General features: G+C 28.6%; 15 protein-coding genes and 1 tRNA gene. 14 read left to right on the forward strand and 2 right to left on the reverse strand.

The features are described from left to right. Positions 1-59: 59 nt before the first annotated feature. On the forward strand, positions 60-890 hold the full coding sequence (locus KFW21_02145) for a flagellar hook-basal body protein (GenBank protein ID MDK2818232.1): 831 nt from the start codon (positions 60-62) through the stop codon (positions 888-890). A gap of 49 nt (positions 891-939) precedes the next feature. On the opposite strand, the gene KFW21_02150 is transcribed toward KFW21_02145, so the two are convergent. Further along, positions 940-1,629, reverse strand: a complete 690-nt coding sequence (locus KFW21_02150; GenBank protein MDK2818233.1) for a hypothetical protein — start codon at positions 1,627-1,629, stop codon at positions 940-942. 154 nt (positions 1,630-1,783) lie between these two features. Here KFW21_02150 and KFW21_02155 point away from each other — a divergent pair, with 154 nt between their 5' ends. The 6 genes from KFW21_02155 to KFW21_02180 all read left to right on the forward strand — a co-directional run bounded on the left by KFW21_02155 (position 1,784) and on the right by KFW21_02180 (position 6,109). Further along, the gene (locus tag KFW21_02155; GenBank protein MDK2818234.1) at positions 1,784-3,097 is read left to right on the forward strand and encodes an ABC transporter permease; all 1,314 of its coding nucleotides are present in this window, start codon (positions 1,784-1,786) and stop codon (positions 3,095-3,097) included. 14 nt (positions 3,098-3,111) lie between these two features. Next, positions 3,112-3,780, forward strand: coding sequence for an ABC transporter ATP-binding protein (locus KFW21_02160; GenBank protein MDK2818235.1), 669 nt, complete (start codon positions 3,112-3,114; stop codon positions 3,778-3,780). Continuing rightward, positions 3,780-4,643, forward strand: a complete 864-nt coding sequence (ispE, locus tag KFW21_02165) for a 4-(cytidine 5'-diphospho)-2-C-methyl-D-erythritol kinase (protein MDK2818236.1) — start codon at positions 3,780-3,782, stop codon at positions 4,641-4,643. The genes KFW21_02160 and ispE overlap by 1 nt, the downstream gene beginning before the upstream one ends. Before the next feature lie 31 nt (positions 4,644-4,674). Continuing rightward, positions 4,675-4,929, forward strand: coding sequence for a septation regulator SpoVG (gene spoVG, locus KFW21_02170; GenBank protein ID MDK2818237.1), 255 nt, complete (start codon positions 4,675-4,677; stop codon positions 4,927-4,929). Positions 4,930-4,956: 27 nt separating this feature from the next. After that, positions 4,957-5,028, forward strand: a tRNA-Gln gene (locus KFW21_02175). 106 nt (positions 5,029-5,134) lie between these two features. Continuing rightward, positions 5,135-6,109 (forward strand): ribose-phosphate pyrophosphokinase, encoded by a 975-nt coding sequence (locus tag KFW21_02180; protein MDK2818238.1) that lies wholly within the window; start codon positions 5,135-5,137, stop codon positions 6,107-6,109. A gap of 57 nt (positions 6,110-6,166) precedes the next feature. Here the strand turns inward: KFW21_02180 and KFW21_02185 are convergent, their stop codons facing one another. Further along, entirely contained in the window at positions 6,167-7,021 is an 855-nt protein-coding gene (locus KFW21_02185) for a prephenate dehydrogenase/arogenate dehydrogenase family protein (protein MDK2818239.1), read from the reverse strand. 165 nt (positions 7,022-7,186) lie between these two features. Between KFW21_02185 and KFW21_02190 the strand changes: the two genes are divergently transcribed. From KFW21_02190 to KFW21_02220, 7 genes are all read left to right on the forward strand, one after another. Then, the gene (locus tag KFW21_02190; GenBank protein ID MDK2818240.1) at positions 7,187-9,022 is read left to right on the forward strand and encodes a hypothetical protein; all 1,836 of its coding nucleotides are present in this window, start codon (positions 7,187-7,189) and stop codon (positions 9,020-9,022) included. A gap of 8 nt (positions 9,023-9,030) precedes the next feature. After that, on the forward strand, positions 9,031-10,161 hold the full coding sequence (gene ftsW / locus KFW21_02195) for a putative lipid II flippase FtsW (protein ID MDK2818241.1): 1,131 nt from the start codon (positions 9,031-9,033) through the stop codon (positions 10,159-10,161). 89 nt (positions 10,162-10,250) lie between these two features. Next, positions 10,251-10,829 (forward strand): hypothetical protein, encoded by a 579-nt coding sequence (locus KFW21_02200; GenBank protein ID MDK2818242.1) that lies wholly within the window; start codon positions 10,251-10,253, stop codon positions 10,827-10,829. Between the two features lie 29 nt (positions 10,830-10,858). Next, the gene (locus KFW21_02205) at positions 10,859-11,860 is read left to right on the forward strand and encodes an N-acetylneuraminate synthase family protein (GenBank protein ID MDK2818243.1); all 1,002 of its coding nucleotides are present in this window, start codon (positions 10,859-10,861) and stop codon (positions 11,858-11,860) included. 28 nt (positions 11,861-11,888) lie between these two features. Further along, a complete protein-coding gene (locus tag KFW21_02210; protein MDK2818244.1) occupies positions 11,889-12,776 on the forward strand; it encodes a hydroxyacid dehydrogenase in 888 nt (295 codons plus the stop codon). Between the two features lie 9 nt (positions 12,777-12,785). After that, a complete protein-coding gene (locus KFW21_02215) occupies positions 12,786-13,502 on the forward strand; it encodes a diadenylate cyclase (GenBank protein MDK2818245.1) in 717 nt (238 codons plus the stop codon). Continuing rightward, complete coding sequence (locus tag KFW21_02220; GenBank protein ID MDK2818246.1) at positions 13,486-14,553, forward strand: hypothetical protein; 1,068 nt, start codon at positions 13,486-13,488, stop codon at positions 14,551-14,553. Before KFW21_02215 ends, KFW21_02220 begins: the two co-directional genes overlap by 17 nt. Positions 14,554-14,560: the final 7 nt, after the last annotated feature.

A 14,560-nucleotide genomic window follows, 5' to 3' on the forward strand; every position in this document is an offset into this window, starting at 1 on the left:
TTTTTAAAAAATCCGATGATTATAATAGGGAACAACTATTGAAAGAGAGGATACTGAAAATGGTAAAAAGTCTTTATACTGGTGCTAGTGCTATGATTGCACTTCAAGAATCCATGAATTCTATTTCACAAAATTTATCAAATGTTAATACAGATGGATATAAAAGAGAAACCGCAGTAATGAAAGCATTTCCAGAAATGCTTGCTCGAAGAGTTAATGATGATGGACAAGTCAAATTCCCACTAGGATCTTTTGACAAAGCTCCTATCGCTGGTAAAATTGGAACAGGTGTAGAATATAACGAATCCTATATTCGTTTTGAACAAGGTAGCTTATCTCAAACAGAGGGGCAATTTGATTTTGCTTTAGAAGGTGATGGATTTTTCTCTATAGAAACACCTAATGGTATTCGTTATGCGAGAAATGGTAAATTTACTATTTCAGGAGATGGTTTTGTTGTTGACAATAATGGAAACTATCTCTTGGGGGAAGAGGGTCGTCTTCAAGTAGCTCGTAACAACTTTAAAGTAGACAAAGAAGCTAATATTACTATAAACCCAACTATTCCATATGATGGATTTACAACAGTTGTTGGTAATGAATGGCAACCAGAACAATCACTAGGCAAATTAAAAATTGTTGATTTCAAACACTCTCGCTATCTTGTTCGTGAAGGTAATCACCTTTATGCGGAAAGTAAATTTTCAGGTAAAGCTCAAGATCTTGAAAAACCTCGTGTATTACAAGGATTTTTAGAGAAATCTACAGTGCAACCTGTTGATGAAATGGTGCGTATGATAGAAGTACAACGCTTGTATGAAGCCAACCAAAAAGTAATTCAAACAACAGATGACCTTCTTAGCCAAGCTGTTAACAAAGTATTAAAATAACAAAAAAGCTCCCTTTATAAAGGGAGCTTTTTTTTGTGATTTCTATTGTTTATTTCAATCCTATTGCATAACCCAAACTAGCATAAATACTATAATTAAATATATTTGAAGAATTATGACCATTGTAATTTACAAATAAATTATTTTTACCAGTAGGTATTACAAAGTCTATTTTATGTCTCAATCCTACCATCATACCTGTATTAAAAACTACTTGAAATCCACCAGGAAGAATTAATCCTACATTAAAATTATCGCCTAAGCGACTATGATCAACACTGTTATTATGAAAAAGCGTACTTCCTCCCATAGAGAACCCAACAATATCAGCCATAATACGGAAACGATCGAAAAGTTGACCCAACTGAAAAGTAGAACCTATAGAACCTGAATATCCTTTTAATTGAACTGTAGTATTATAGTCTTTTAAATATACATCACCAATACTACTAAGATTTGCAAAAGTCATTGCAAATCCTACACGAGTATCTGATCCATACACCATTTTGTCATTTGACATTTTATAGTACAAATATCCTAATTCTACATTAAACCCACCACCATTATATTTAGCTCTAGTATCATCAACTACACGATCTGTAATCCCAGATTTTTTTTGAGATTCGATCTGAAAATAATCATACCCACCACCAAAGTTAATCGTAAAGTTATGTGTTTTAACATTCGAGTACCCCTGATTTACTAATAGTAGGGACAATATTAGCAATATTTTTCTCATAGCTCTTCTCCTTAAGATATATTACATTTATATTACATTTGATTTTTTAAAAGCTGAATCTCATTTATATTAAAGTGTATAGTCCAAATATAATCATATTATTACCATAAGGGAAATTTTTGAATAAAATGAATTTTTATATTATAATTAATCTATGAAAAATAAAATAAAATACACTTTACAAAATCATCTATCACTCCCTTTATATCTTGCTATTAGAAGATTACTCCCCAAATCTAATTCACCAGGGGTCGTATTACTTCCTAGATTAGCCTTCCTTTCTATTGTCTTAGGTGTCTCAGCCTCTATATTAATTCTATCATTAACAAATGGATTGCATCATAATTATCTCCAAAAATTAGCTGAATCTGATTCGCATTTGTCTATTATCTCTATTGGAAAAGGCATTCCTGCTTATCAAGAAATCATTAAAAATATCAAAACACATCCTGAAATAGTAGCAGCATATCCCTATTCTCAAAATGAAGCCTTACTCAAGTATTATGGAGAAACTACAGGTATTGTTATAAAATCTTATCCTCAAGAATTTGTAAAAGATAGATCATTTAACACTTATTTTCGATTACTCAAAGGAGAGTGGAGTTTTAATAATCCTCGAACTATTGCTATTGGGGAAGCCCTCTCCAAAAACATGGCTATCTTTGTAGGGGATTTTGTAGAAATTATGACTTTTGATGAAGTGCTGGGAACAATTGTTTATCGTTTTAAAGTGTCTGGAATATTTACTGCTAATGATGGATTATTAGACAAAGGATTGGCTTTTATTGGTTTTGATGACGCTAGTGAGATTTTTGATTTTGAAGGTTACTCACCTTCTATTGGTATAAGAGTAATTGATTATCAAAAATCTGAAACAATTGCACAAAATTTGAGACAAAATTATAAAATACCTTTTAGTATTAGCACATGGAAAATCACCAATCTTAATACACTCTTGGCACTAGCTAATGAAAAACAAATAATTCGAGTTTTATTAATAATTTTTTTCTGTGTAGCTTTCTTTGGGATTTTGTCAGTAATGACAGCTCTTGTTACCGACAAAAGAGATGAGATTGCTCTTCTCAAAACACTAGGCATGACCCCTCAAGAAAACTTTAGATCTTTTGTATTCACAGGTTTGATCTTGGGCATAGCAGCATCTATTGTAGGAACAATCATAGGGATATTCATAAGTTTGAATTTTAATAATTTGATTTCAAGTATTGAATATATTATTAATTTTGTATTATCTATCATTGGCTACATCACACAAAAAAATATAAACACTTTTAATTTTTTAAATCAAAATGTATACTATCTAAAGAAATTTCCTATTCGTATTCAATTGATAGATATCATCTTTTCTTCTTTGTCTGCTATTTTGTGTACTCTACTGGCAGCTATTTATCCAGCTTATATTTCTAAAAATTTTAAACCTGCTGAAATATTACGTAAAAGAGCTTTTTAATATAAGGAATTATAATGAATATTATTTCAATAAACAATTTATCAAAAAGCTATAATTCTCCTCAAGGTAAAATATCTGTATTATCCAATGTTTTTCTTAATGTAAATCAAGGTGAATCGGTGGCTATTGTAGGAGAAAGTGGAAGAGGAAAAACTACTTTATTATATTTGTTATCAGGATTGGATCAAGCTGATCAGGGTAGTATTTTAATTAATAATTACCAAATAGACAAATTAAATGAAACTGAATTAGCATTATTCAGAGCTAATAATTTTGGATTTGTATTTCAGCATCATTTTTTACTTAATGATTTGGATGCTTTGGACAACACCATATTACCATTAAGAATTTCTAAAAAATTTACTAAAAACAGTCTGCAAGAAATTATAAAATTATTTCATTATTTTGGATTAGAAAAACGATTGTATCACTTTCCTGACGAATTATCAGGAGGGGAAAAGCAACGATTAGCCTTGATTAGGGCATTAGCTATTAAGCCTTTAATTATTTTTGCTGATGAACCAACAGGATCTTTAGACAAAGATAATGCTAAATTATTAGAAGATCTATTATTTGAATTAACAAGAGAACAAAAAACAACTCTTATTTTATCTACTCATAATAAAAATCTTGCTCAAAAATGTGATAAATTATATACTATAGATGATCTGGAGCAACAATAATGCACTTGATAGATAGCTTCACCTCTACTTCAAAAATCAATCTTTATCTTGATATTGTAGGAAGAGACCCTATAGATGGCTACCATTATATAGAAAGTATTTATTATGAAATCCCTTGGGGAGATGATTTTGAAATTTACTCTTCTCAACAAGATTATGTTGAATTTATTGATATTTCTTTGGAAGAAATTCCTCAAGAAAATACGGTTACTAAAGCATTAAAACTATTCAAAGAAAAATTCAAGATCACAGAATCTTATTATATCAAAATTAAAAAAAATGTTCCTATGGGAGCGGGATTGGGAGGAGGTAGTGGTGATGCTGGCTCTTTATTAAAATGGTTGGCTCGTAGATTTGATATAGAAATAACAAATTGTATTTCTATAGCTCAAAAGATAGGGAGTGATGTTCCCTTTTTTCTATATGGAAAGATGGCTTTAGTAGAAGGAAAAGGAGAAATAGTTACTCCTTTAGAAAACACTTTAAAAGGAATGCATCTTGTAATTATTTATCCCAATATTCATGTATCTACCAAAAAAGCCTTTGAAATTATAGCCCAAAATAATTGCATCACTAATAGCAAATCACAACAATTAAAAAATTTAAAAAAAAATAAATTAGAACTTGACAACCTAAAAAAATTAATATATAATATATTCAATAACAGTTTACAAATTTTAAATCAAGATTTGTATGAATTTCGAAAAAATTTAGATGATTTTTTATCTCCTGACATTATAATGATGACTGGTAGTGGATCAAGTTTTATTCTTTTTTATCAAGATAAAGAAAACATGGATCATATAAAAAAAAAGATAGCGCATAATATTAATCATTCAAAAATTTTTATCCATTCTATTTGAGCTCATCTTATGGATATGGAAGGAGACCCACATGGAAATTACAGATATCCGTATCAAAAAAGTTGAAGGCGATGCAAACAAATTACAAGCATACGCATCAATAACATTTGATGATAACTTTGTTATACATAATATCAAAATCATCGATGGACGCGAAGGATTATTTATTGCAATGCCTTCTCGTAAAACGCGTAGCGGAGATCTTAAGGATGTTGCACATCCTATCAACTCTGAATTCCGTGATCGTATGCAAAATGCTATTTTAGAAGCTTACCACGCTGAATAATAGCTTTTTATAAAGTATATAATACTTTGGGGTGTAGCCAAGTGGTAAGGCATCGGTTTTTGGTATCGACATTCGGTGGTTCGATCCCATCCACCCCAGATTAATCCCTATTCATATGAATAGGGATTTTTTATTTTATTTTTCTATTGAAAAATAAATCTCTATATTGTAAGATATATTATAATTATAACTCAAAGGAGAATTTATGAGTGGTAAATCTGGTTTGAAGCTAATTACTGGAAGAAGTAACCAAGCACTAGCAAAGAATATTTCCGCATATACTGGAATTCATTTAACAGAAACTTATATTACTGAATTTGCTGATGAAGAACTTTTCGTTCGTATTGAAGAAGATATCAGAGGTAGAGAAGTTTTTGTTATTCAATCCACATCTAATCCAGGGTATAAAAATATTTTTGAGTTATTGGTAATAGTTGATGCCCTTAAAAGAGCATCCGTCGGTCAAATAACAGCAGTAATACCTTATTATGGATATGCTCGTCAAGACAGAAAAACAGAATCTCGTGTTTCTATTACTGCCAAATTAGTTGCAAATCTCCTTGTTGAAGCAGGTGTACATAGAGTCATGACCTTAGATCTTCATGCTGCTCAAATTCAAGGATTTTTTGATATTCCTGTAGATCATCTATTCGCCTCTTCTATTTTTCATAAATATGCAGAATATCATCTAAAAGCAAATGAAGATTGGGTTGTTGTATCACCTGATGTTGGAGGATTAGAAAGAGCTCGTCATTTTGCAAAACTACTTAATGCAGGAATTGCTGTTTTTGACAAAAGACGCGAACAAAAAAATAAAGCTGAAATTCTAAATTTAATCGGTGAAATTAATGGTAAAAACACTATTCTTATTGATGATATTATAGATACAGCTGGAACTATCTGTCAGGCAGCAAATCGATTAAAAGTCTTAGGAGCAAAAAGTGTTCATATTATGGCATCTCATGGCGTATTCTCCAAAGAAGCCTCTACTCGATTAAAAGAAAGTAGTGCAGATAGTGTTATTATTACAGATACTATAGAAATACCAGATTATAAAAAAGAAATTATCGGTGATAAACTTCATGTATTAAGTTCTGCCGAATTATTTGGGGAAGCAATAGAGCGTATTCATATGAACAGATCTCTCAGCAATCTTTTTTATGAATCAAAAAAAGTATAATAATAATAAAGCTCCTTATTTGAAGTAAGGAGCTTTTTTTGTATTTAAAAGATATTGCTATAGTCTATTTTTAAAATTTTGAGAAACAACAAGATATTCAGATAATTTCATAATATCTTCATTATCTATCATTTGATCCAATACATCAATTTCTCTTTTAATAAAAGACAATGTTCTTCTAATATTATCAGAATTTTCAATAATACTTTGTGCAGAATATTGTTTTTTCGTACATGTTGGCATTAAAAAATTTCTAAGATCTTTATTATAAAATCCAAAAAACAATGTGTCTGCCCAGCTATCTTCTTGCAAAATATGAGTAAACATATGAGAAATCAATGCAACTGATTGAGATGTTTGAGATAATATTTCATCAAAAAATTCCGCAGAAGTAGGGACAATTTTAGCATCTACTATATTCCAAAATTCTCTCATGGTTTGTAATACTTTAGTACTGGTATCACTAATTATAGCCACTATCTGATCTTTAAATACATCACCTCTAATAGTGAATTCATTAGGAATATCATTTAAAAAAACAAAACAACTTACATAAGGATTGTGAGACTCTAATAAATCTAATATTTCTTCAAATAATTTAGATTTAACAGGTTGGAAATCTATGATATAAGTTCCTCTGGAGAGTAATGATTTGATATTTTTTATTGTTGTAACAGTTTCTTGTGAAGATTGATTTATAACAACAAAATCAGCTCCTTCATAAATCATTGTTTTTTGAGAAGGAGAATCTGAAATAAGGCCTTGTTGTTTTGCTTGTAATATTTGATCTGTAACAGAATCTGCACACAAAATCTCACACATAGGATATTTTTTTTTAATACCTTCAACTAAAGAAGCTGTAAAATTATCCCAGCCTATAATAACAATTTTTTCTATTTCGATTACAGACATTTAACCCTCTAATTTTAATATTATTACATATAGATATATAAATTATTCTATATTATTTTTGTTGAAAAATCAATTTATTTACAATTTCATTATACAAGTAAATCGTTTGCAAGAATTTGATTAATGAGTTATACTATGTGTAATATTTTTATTTGAGGTTTCTTTATGAATTACCAAACACAAACATTGAAACAAAAAATTTCTATTATATTATTATCTATTATTATTATGATATTAGCGATTATTCCTGCAGTTAATAATTACAAATACAATGACCATAGCAAAAATTGGTTAAATCATGATTATGGAAAAAATTTATTATCTTCTACAGAAGAATATTCTGTCTTTATGACAGAAGGCGGTGATAATCAAGTGTTTTCATCTCTATATTTCACCTATGCCGTAAAATTAAGACAAGATCTTTTTCCTTATGACCAAAAAGGAAATATTTTTAAAAAAATCTATGGAGATCTTCGTTATATTATCTATGATAATTTACAAATAAGATCTGATATCGTAAATAAAGCTCTTTTTACAGGACAAGAACCTTTTTATGTAGATATTAGAAGTCAAAAAAATCCTTATTTCGTCCCTTATGCTTTGGGGAAACCAGCTACTTATCTTACATGGGAATTAGCAAATCAACATATTTTAGGGAATTTCTATTATAAAAATTACGGACTAATGCATAAAGCACAAGAAATACGATATGCTATTATTGATTATATAGAAACACTTGGTTCTGCTAATATTAATGAAATCAAAATATATCTTAAAGAAAAACTAGGACGAAATATCAATGATATTGAATTTAATTTTTGGTTAGATCAATTAAAACAAGATGATTATATTTCTCAAAAAAACAACATTATCATATTTCTAAAATCTTATCCAAAACCTTTTAAAAAACAGCCTATTGATAATTTTATTATTAGATGGCAAGAAATAAAAAATCTTGAATATTATGATTATCTTTCTCGTGAAATTGTTATAAGTTATTCTTATGAACAAGTTAATTTATTAAAAAATCAAATTATAGAATTACAAAAAATAAGAAGAGTAGAAAATTCTAAAAACAAACAAGAACAACTTGATAAAAAAATATCTACTCTTTGGAATCAATTAACAAAATACGCTGAAACTATCAAAAAAGTTGGATATGACTCTGCTGGAACATTGCACAATCTTGGTATTTTTTATTTAAATGTTCCAGAAACATTTGATTTTATTACCAATGATTATGTTCCTATCGCTATAGAAACATGGGAACAAGCTCTTAATAGTGCTCCTTACTCTTGGTCTACCTATAATATATTATTATGGGCTTATGTAAAACAGGCAATTATAGAACCTCAAAATTCAGATTTTTATTTTGAAAAATTTGATTATTATGTAAATAGTATGACAAATAATATGACTCATTGGAAATCTATGAGTAAAAATATTTCCAAAAACAAAGTATACAAAGCTATTGAACAATTAATTAATATAAGACAACAAAGTTCAAAATTGACTGGCGAACATCTTATAAAACAAAAAGAACAAATTACTCAAATGATTAATAATTCTCAAGAATTAGATTTTCAATTATTACAATCTTATTTTACAACAATTATTAATCAACTTAATTTCTTAGACAATACGACCGCTAAAATAGAATTTAATAATTTGTGGTATAAAGCTTGGACAGTATACCAAAACAATCCTGAATTTTTTCAATGGCATATCACTACATTAGGAGAATTAAGTGGTTATAAAGATTTAATATCTCAAAACTTATATCTTATTACAGCACAAGATGCTGAGAAACATATGCCTTTATTAACAAAAGTAACAGAGGTAGAATTACCTCTATTTATTAGTATGTTTAAAATTGGAAATACTACACAAAACACCACATTGCGTATTAAATACAAAATAAAACTTTTAGAAGCTTCTAAAAAAGCACTACCACAAGATCAATATATACAAATCAAACAACAAATTGATAATATTAATTAATATAAGATATGAAATTACTAAATACATCTATATTTGACTCTTCTGCTTTACGAAAAGCTGATAAAAATATTTTTTATCTTTATTTTATTTTTGTTGGAATTGGGCTTATTTTTATTTATAGTGTTTCTCGTTATGCAATTCGTGATACAGAATTAAATGCTAATACAATTTTTTTCAAACAATTTGTTTTTGCTATTATTTCTATTGTATTAATGTTACTATTTATTCAAATCGATTATCGTATCACTCGTATTATTGTTAAACCTATTTTTTTTCTATCACTGATTTTACTTATTTTAGTATTTATTCCTGGGATAGGTCTTCAAATAGGATTAGCTCGTCGATGGATAGATTTTCGTTTTTTTTCTTTTAATCCTTCAGAATTTGCTAAAATATCCTTAATTATTTATCTTGCTCATATTTTTGTAAAAAAACATGAGCATATTGCTGATTTCACCTCAGGCTTATTACCCCCCCTTCTACTTGTTGCTATAATGTTTTGCATCATACTGTTACAATCAGGATTTTCTATTGGTGCTATTATTGTCATTGTTATGTTTACGATGATTTTTGCTGGAGGGGCGTCTCTTAAACACATAGTTAGTATTATTTTATTGACTATTCCTATCATGATTCTTGCCATATGGAATGTTACCTATCGTAAAGACAGGATTCTTGCATATATAGATCCATGGCAAGATCCCAGTGGTATAGGTTATCAATCTATAGAATCTCTAAAAGCACTAGCTCATGGTGGATTTTTTGGAGTAGGATTGGGAAATAGTATTCAAAAAATATCTCGTTTACCAGCAGCACATACAGATTTTATTTTTGCAATAATAGTAGAAGAAACAGGACTTATTGGAGGAATTACTTTAGCAAGTCTTTTTCTTTGGTTTTTTCTTAATGGATTGAAAATCTCATTTAGAACTAAAGATCCTTATGGCAAGCTTTTAGCATTTGGAATTGTTACATTAATTACTACCCATGCCTTATTAAACATGATGATTAATATGGGATTACTACCTCCTACAGGAGTATCACTTCCTTTTATTAGTTATGGTGGATCTTCTTTTGCTATGCTTTCTATTGCTACTGGTATTTTACTTAATATTAGTTCTCACATTTCACCGAGATAACTTTATTAGTTTTATAGATGACAATATGGTGTATTTTTGAATTAATTTTAAAATCATGTTATATTATAAATATAATTAGGAGTATTAAAATGAAAATATTACAAACCTCATCCTTTATTCAACAAAATATTCAATCTACAAAAAATCAAAAAACAGATGCAAAATATCCCTCTACGAATATTAAAAAATCTGATAGCAGTAATCTTAAATCATCTTCACTGAATATTCAATCTCTTAAAACAATTCATACTCTGCAACAAGATCATGTGCAAACTCAACGATTATTAGGTTCTTTAACTCAATTAATAGAATCTCTAAAATCATTCAAACAAACACCTAGTGTTTATGAAGAAAATATTAAAAACAGTCTTTTAGAAATTAAAAAAGATTTCCCAGAATTCACTAAAAAAATCGAACAACACATAAATAATCCTGAACAAATGATAGTACAAGCGAATAAAATAAAAAATGAAATTACTGCCAAAATAAATACTCAAAAAAAAGTTATTGCTCATTATTTGATTTCTGAACAAAATAAAGATGCTGTACAGAAAAAAAGTGTAACCACTAATGATACTCAAAAAATCGTTCAAAAAATTACTGATAAATCTTTATCACCCTTACATAATTCTCAAGCGATACAAATCACAAAACTTTTAAATTCTTAAAAATTTTTCCTAAATAGGAGTTTTCTACTATGTTTGATATTTTAAAATTACTTGAATACCCTAGTACTTCTTCTGTTTTTTTTGTTGCTGAATTAGGTATTAATCATGATGGTAATCTTAGTATTGCCAAACAAATGATAGACCAAGCAATAGAAGCCAAAGCAGATGCTGTAAAATTTCAATTATATGAAACAGATTTATTTTATAATAAACTCATTGCTCCTGAAGCTCATCAACTTTTCAAAACTTTTCACATTCCTTACGATCAATTTATTATTCTTAAAAAATATGCAGAATCTCGTGGTATGCTAGTATTCGCGGCTCCATTTGATACACAAACATTACAACAACTTATCAAAGATTCTATATTTCCTATCAAAATTGCTAGTGGAGATGCATTAACTGAACCATGGATCGATAATTTATTAGATAACAAAATTCCTTTCATCATTTCAACAGGATCTCTTGAAGAAAAAGAAATTCAAAAACTTGCTCATAAACTAGAAAACACCCTTTCTGCTATGTTATACTGTGTATCTGAATACCCAGCACCACCAGAAGGTTTTGATATTAGATATATTCAAACAATGCAACAATATCTACCAAATCAAGCTATTGGATTTTCTGATCATTCTCAAGGAATAGCATTATCATTAGCAGCTGTTGCTCATGGAGCAAAAATTATAGAAAGACATTTTACTTTATTTCCTGAACGAAATGATTTGGATCATCCTTTATCTTTATCACCAGAAAATTTTCATCAAATGGTAACTTCCTCTCGTATGATAGAAAAAGCTCTTGGAACAGGAATAAGAAATACATCACCTATAGAAAAAAATATTAGAAATCTTGCAGGAAGAGATATATTTGCTCATATTAATATACCAGCAAATACTCCTATTTCTGAAGAAATGATTATTTTTCAGCGTCCAGGAAAAGGTATTAGCTCTCAAGAATATAATTCTCTTTTAGGCAAATTATCTCAAAAGGATATTCCTAAAGGAACTTCTTTAAGGGGAATTTTGTTATAATATAATAACAAAATAATAGGTATTTAATATGAATAATTTAATCGTTGTTTTAGATGATTTAGGTCAAAAAGCTATAAATTTATTACAAAATTCCCCCCATACTATTAGCTTTGATCTAAAGGATCTTCCTCTAGCTACAGCTATTATTACTCGATCCACTAAAATCACCAAAGATATGATTCTTGTTTCACCTAATCTCACAATAATTTCTCGTGCAGGGGTAGGAATGGATAATATTGATGTAGAATTTGCACATTCTCAGAATATTCTTACATTCAACGCAAAAGGTGGAAACGCTGTTAACGCTGCAGAAACTACCATGGGTTTAATTCTTTCACTAGCACACAAAATTACCTATGCTCATCATTTACTATATGGACATAAAAAATGGGAAAGAGGATTGTTAACAGAAGGATTTGAAATAGCTAACAAAACATTAGGTATCATAGGTTGTGGTAATGTCGGTTTGCGTGTTGCACAATTCGCTTATGCTTTTAATATGCATGTTTTGGTGTATGATCCTTATCAATCTAATATCCCAGCTTTTGCTACACGAACACAAAATTTAAAACAATTATTAAGTGAAAGTGATTTAATAACACTACACACACCATTAACCAAAGAAACAATGTACATGATAGATGAACAAGAGTTATCGTACTGTAAAAAAAATGCTTATATTATTAATGCTTGTAGAGGAAAGGTAATCAAAGAAAGTGCCTTGATTAATGCTCTAAAAAATCACCATATAGCAGGTGCTGCATTAGATGTATTTGATAAAGAACCTATTCCAGAAAATTCTGAATTATATGATTTAGATAATATTATTATTATACCTCATCTTGGTGGTGCTGGAATTGAATGTAGAAATCGGGTATCTCAACTTGCTGTAGAAAATGTGTTAAATAAACTTTAGGATCTATAAATGATAGAAACATCTAGTATATCAATAATAATAGATATTTTATGTACCAGTATGCTTATTTATACAATTTATTATTTTTTTAGGGGTACTCATACTGCAACTATTGGAAAAGGATTGATTATTTGTATTGTATTGTACAGTATTTCTGTGATAACCAACCTTAATACAATAACTTGGTTATTTTTGAGATTCTTTAATGAACTCCCTATTATCATAGCTATTATTTTTCATCAAGAAATTAGACATTTTTTTTCTAATCTTGGAAGAAATCATCAACAAACTCATAATTCCCAGCTTTTTTCTCATCAACTTTCTATTGCTTTACAAGAATTATCTGATCAGAATACAGGGGCACTTATTATTATTGAAAGAAATATGCTCTTGAATGATCTCACGAATAATGCTGTTATGTTAGATGCTCGTTTTAGTATTGAGTTAATACATTCTATTTTTTACAAAGGAACTCCTCTGCATGATGGAGCTGTAATTATTAGAAATGAACATATACTCGCAGCCAAAGTATTACTTCCTGCTGTTTTTTCTGCTTCCTCTACTGGAACAAGACATGGGGTGGGAACTTCTATATCAAAAGAGAGAGATTGTATTGTTTTTATTGTTTCTGAAGAAACCGGAATTATTTCTTATGCTAAAGATGGTCTTCTTACTTCCATTCCAAATATGATTTTAGAGGACATTATTCATGAAACTATCCAATAAATATCAAAAATTTATTTTTTCAGATCCTGTTGGTAAGGCTATCTCTATAATACTAGCTTATTTTTTATGGTATTATGTACAAAATTTTTCTATAGAAAAATTGTATATTAGTCTTCCTGTTACTATTATTAATATTCCTCAAAATAAAATAATTGAAGCAACCAATGATATTGCTATTAGAGTAGAAATATTAGCTTATGAAGATGTATCTCGTCGTATTGAAAATATCAAAGCTATTATTGATTTATCTAATTATACTACAGGTACCAAATCTTACCCTATAACACTATTAAATTTACCTAAAGATATTGAAGCTAATATATCTCCCGAATTCAAACGCATTAGTATTTATGATATTATAAATAAAACAGTTCCTATCACTATTAATATAAAATCTAATAGTACACTAACTAATATCAGTTATAAGCCTAAAGAAGTAACTATTTCTGGATCTTCTAAAATAATAGAACAAATAAAAGCATTAACTACAGAAGAGTTAAAAATTAATAATTCTATACAAAATATTATATCAACTAATCTCAAAATATATTATCCTAATAAGGTTAAATTATTAGATGCTACTAGCGTTGATATTATATTGAATTTTAATCTTACAAATTACACCAATGAAGTTATTATACCTGTCAAATACATCGGTCAACAAAGCAATCTTCAAATTTCTTTTACCACAAATATGTATTTAAAATTTGTAACAACAAGTTCTAATATAGAGCCATTATTATTAGAAAGTTTTATGACTTTAGATCTTAGTAATATTACTAATTCTGGAAAATATAATATACCTATTAATATTTCTGTACCAACTAATGTTCATCTTATTGATCCTCCTATAGTAGTGCCTATAGAGTTATTTGATCCTTCAACAATAATAACTCTACCTATGAGAGAAGAAATTATACCAGCAAATACATCTTCAAATGAATTTGAAACTTTTAATGATTCTATACTTAAAGAATCAAAAGAAATCACTAATTATAATTTTAATACAAATATTACAAAAGAAACAAATCTGGAAAATAACTCTATGTAGAGGTATA

The organism is Spirochaetota bacterium (assembly GCA_030154445.1).
Taxonomy (GTDB): Bacteria; Spirochaetota; Brevinematia; order Brevinematales; family Brevinemataceae; genus Brevinema_A.

Coding starts and splice junctions, on each gene's coding strand:
- KFW21_02145 (MDK2818232.1), top strand. CDS start 60: ATGGTAAAAAGTCTTTATACTGGTGCTAGTGCTATGATTGCACTTCAA.
- KFW21_02180 (MDK2818238.1), top strand. CDS start 5,135: ATGAGTGGTAAATCTGGTTTGAAGCTAATTACTGGAAGAAGTAACCAA.
- KFW21_02220 (MDK2818246.1), top strand. CDS start 13,486: ATGAAACTATCCAATAAATATCAAAAATTTATTTTTTCAGATCCTGTT.
- KFW21_02160 (MDK2818235.1), top strand. CDS start 3,112: ATGAATATTATTTCAATAAACAATTTATCAAAAAGCTATAATTCTCCT.
- spoVG (MDK2818237.1), top strand. CDS start 4,675: ATGGAAATTACAGATATCCGTATCAAAAAAGTTGAAGGCGATGCAAAC.
- KFW21_02155 (MDK2818234.1), top strand. CDS start 1,784: ATGAAAAATAAAATAAAATACACTTTACAAAATCATCTATCACTCCCT.
- KFW21_02215 (MDK2818245.1), top strand. CDS start 12,786: ATGATAGAAACATCTAGTATATCAATAATAATAGATATTTTATGTACC.
- KFW21_02185 (MDK2818239.1), bottom strand. CDS start 7,021: ATGTCTGTAATCGAAATAGAAAAAATTGTTATTATAGGCTGGGATAAT.
- KFW21_02150 (MDK2818233.1), bottom strand. CDS start 1,629: ATGAGAAAAATATTGCTAATATTGTCCCTACTATTAGTAAATCAGGGG.
- KFW21_02210 (MDK2818244.1), top strand. CDS start 11,889: ATGAATAATTTAATCGTTGTTTTAGATGATTTAGGTCAAAAAGCTATA.
- KFW21_02190 (MDK2818240.1), top strand. CDS start 7,187: ATGAATTACCAAACACAAACATTGAAACAAAAAATTTCTATTATATTA.
- ftsW (MDK2818241.1), top strand. CDS start 9,031: ATGAAATTACTAAATACATCTATATTTGACTCTTCTGCTTTACGAAAA.
- KFW21_02200 (MDK2818242.1), top strand. CDS start 10,251: ATGAAAATATTACAAACCTCATCCTTTATTCAACAAAATATTCAATCT.
- KFW21_02205 (MDK2818243.1), top strand. CDS start 10,859: ATGTTTGATATTTTAAAATTACTTGAATACCCTAGTACTTCTTCTGTT.
- ispE (MDK2818236.1), top strand. CDS start 3,780: ATGCACTTGATAGATAGCTTCACCTCTACTTCAAAAATCAATCTTTAT.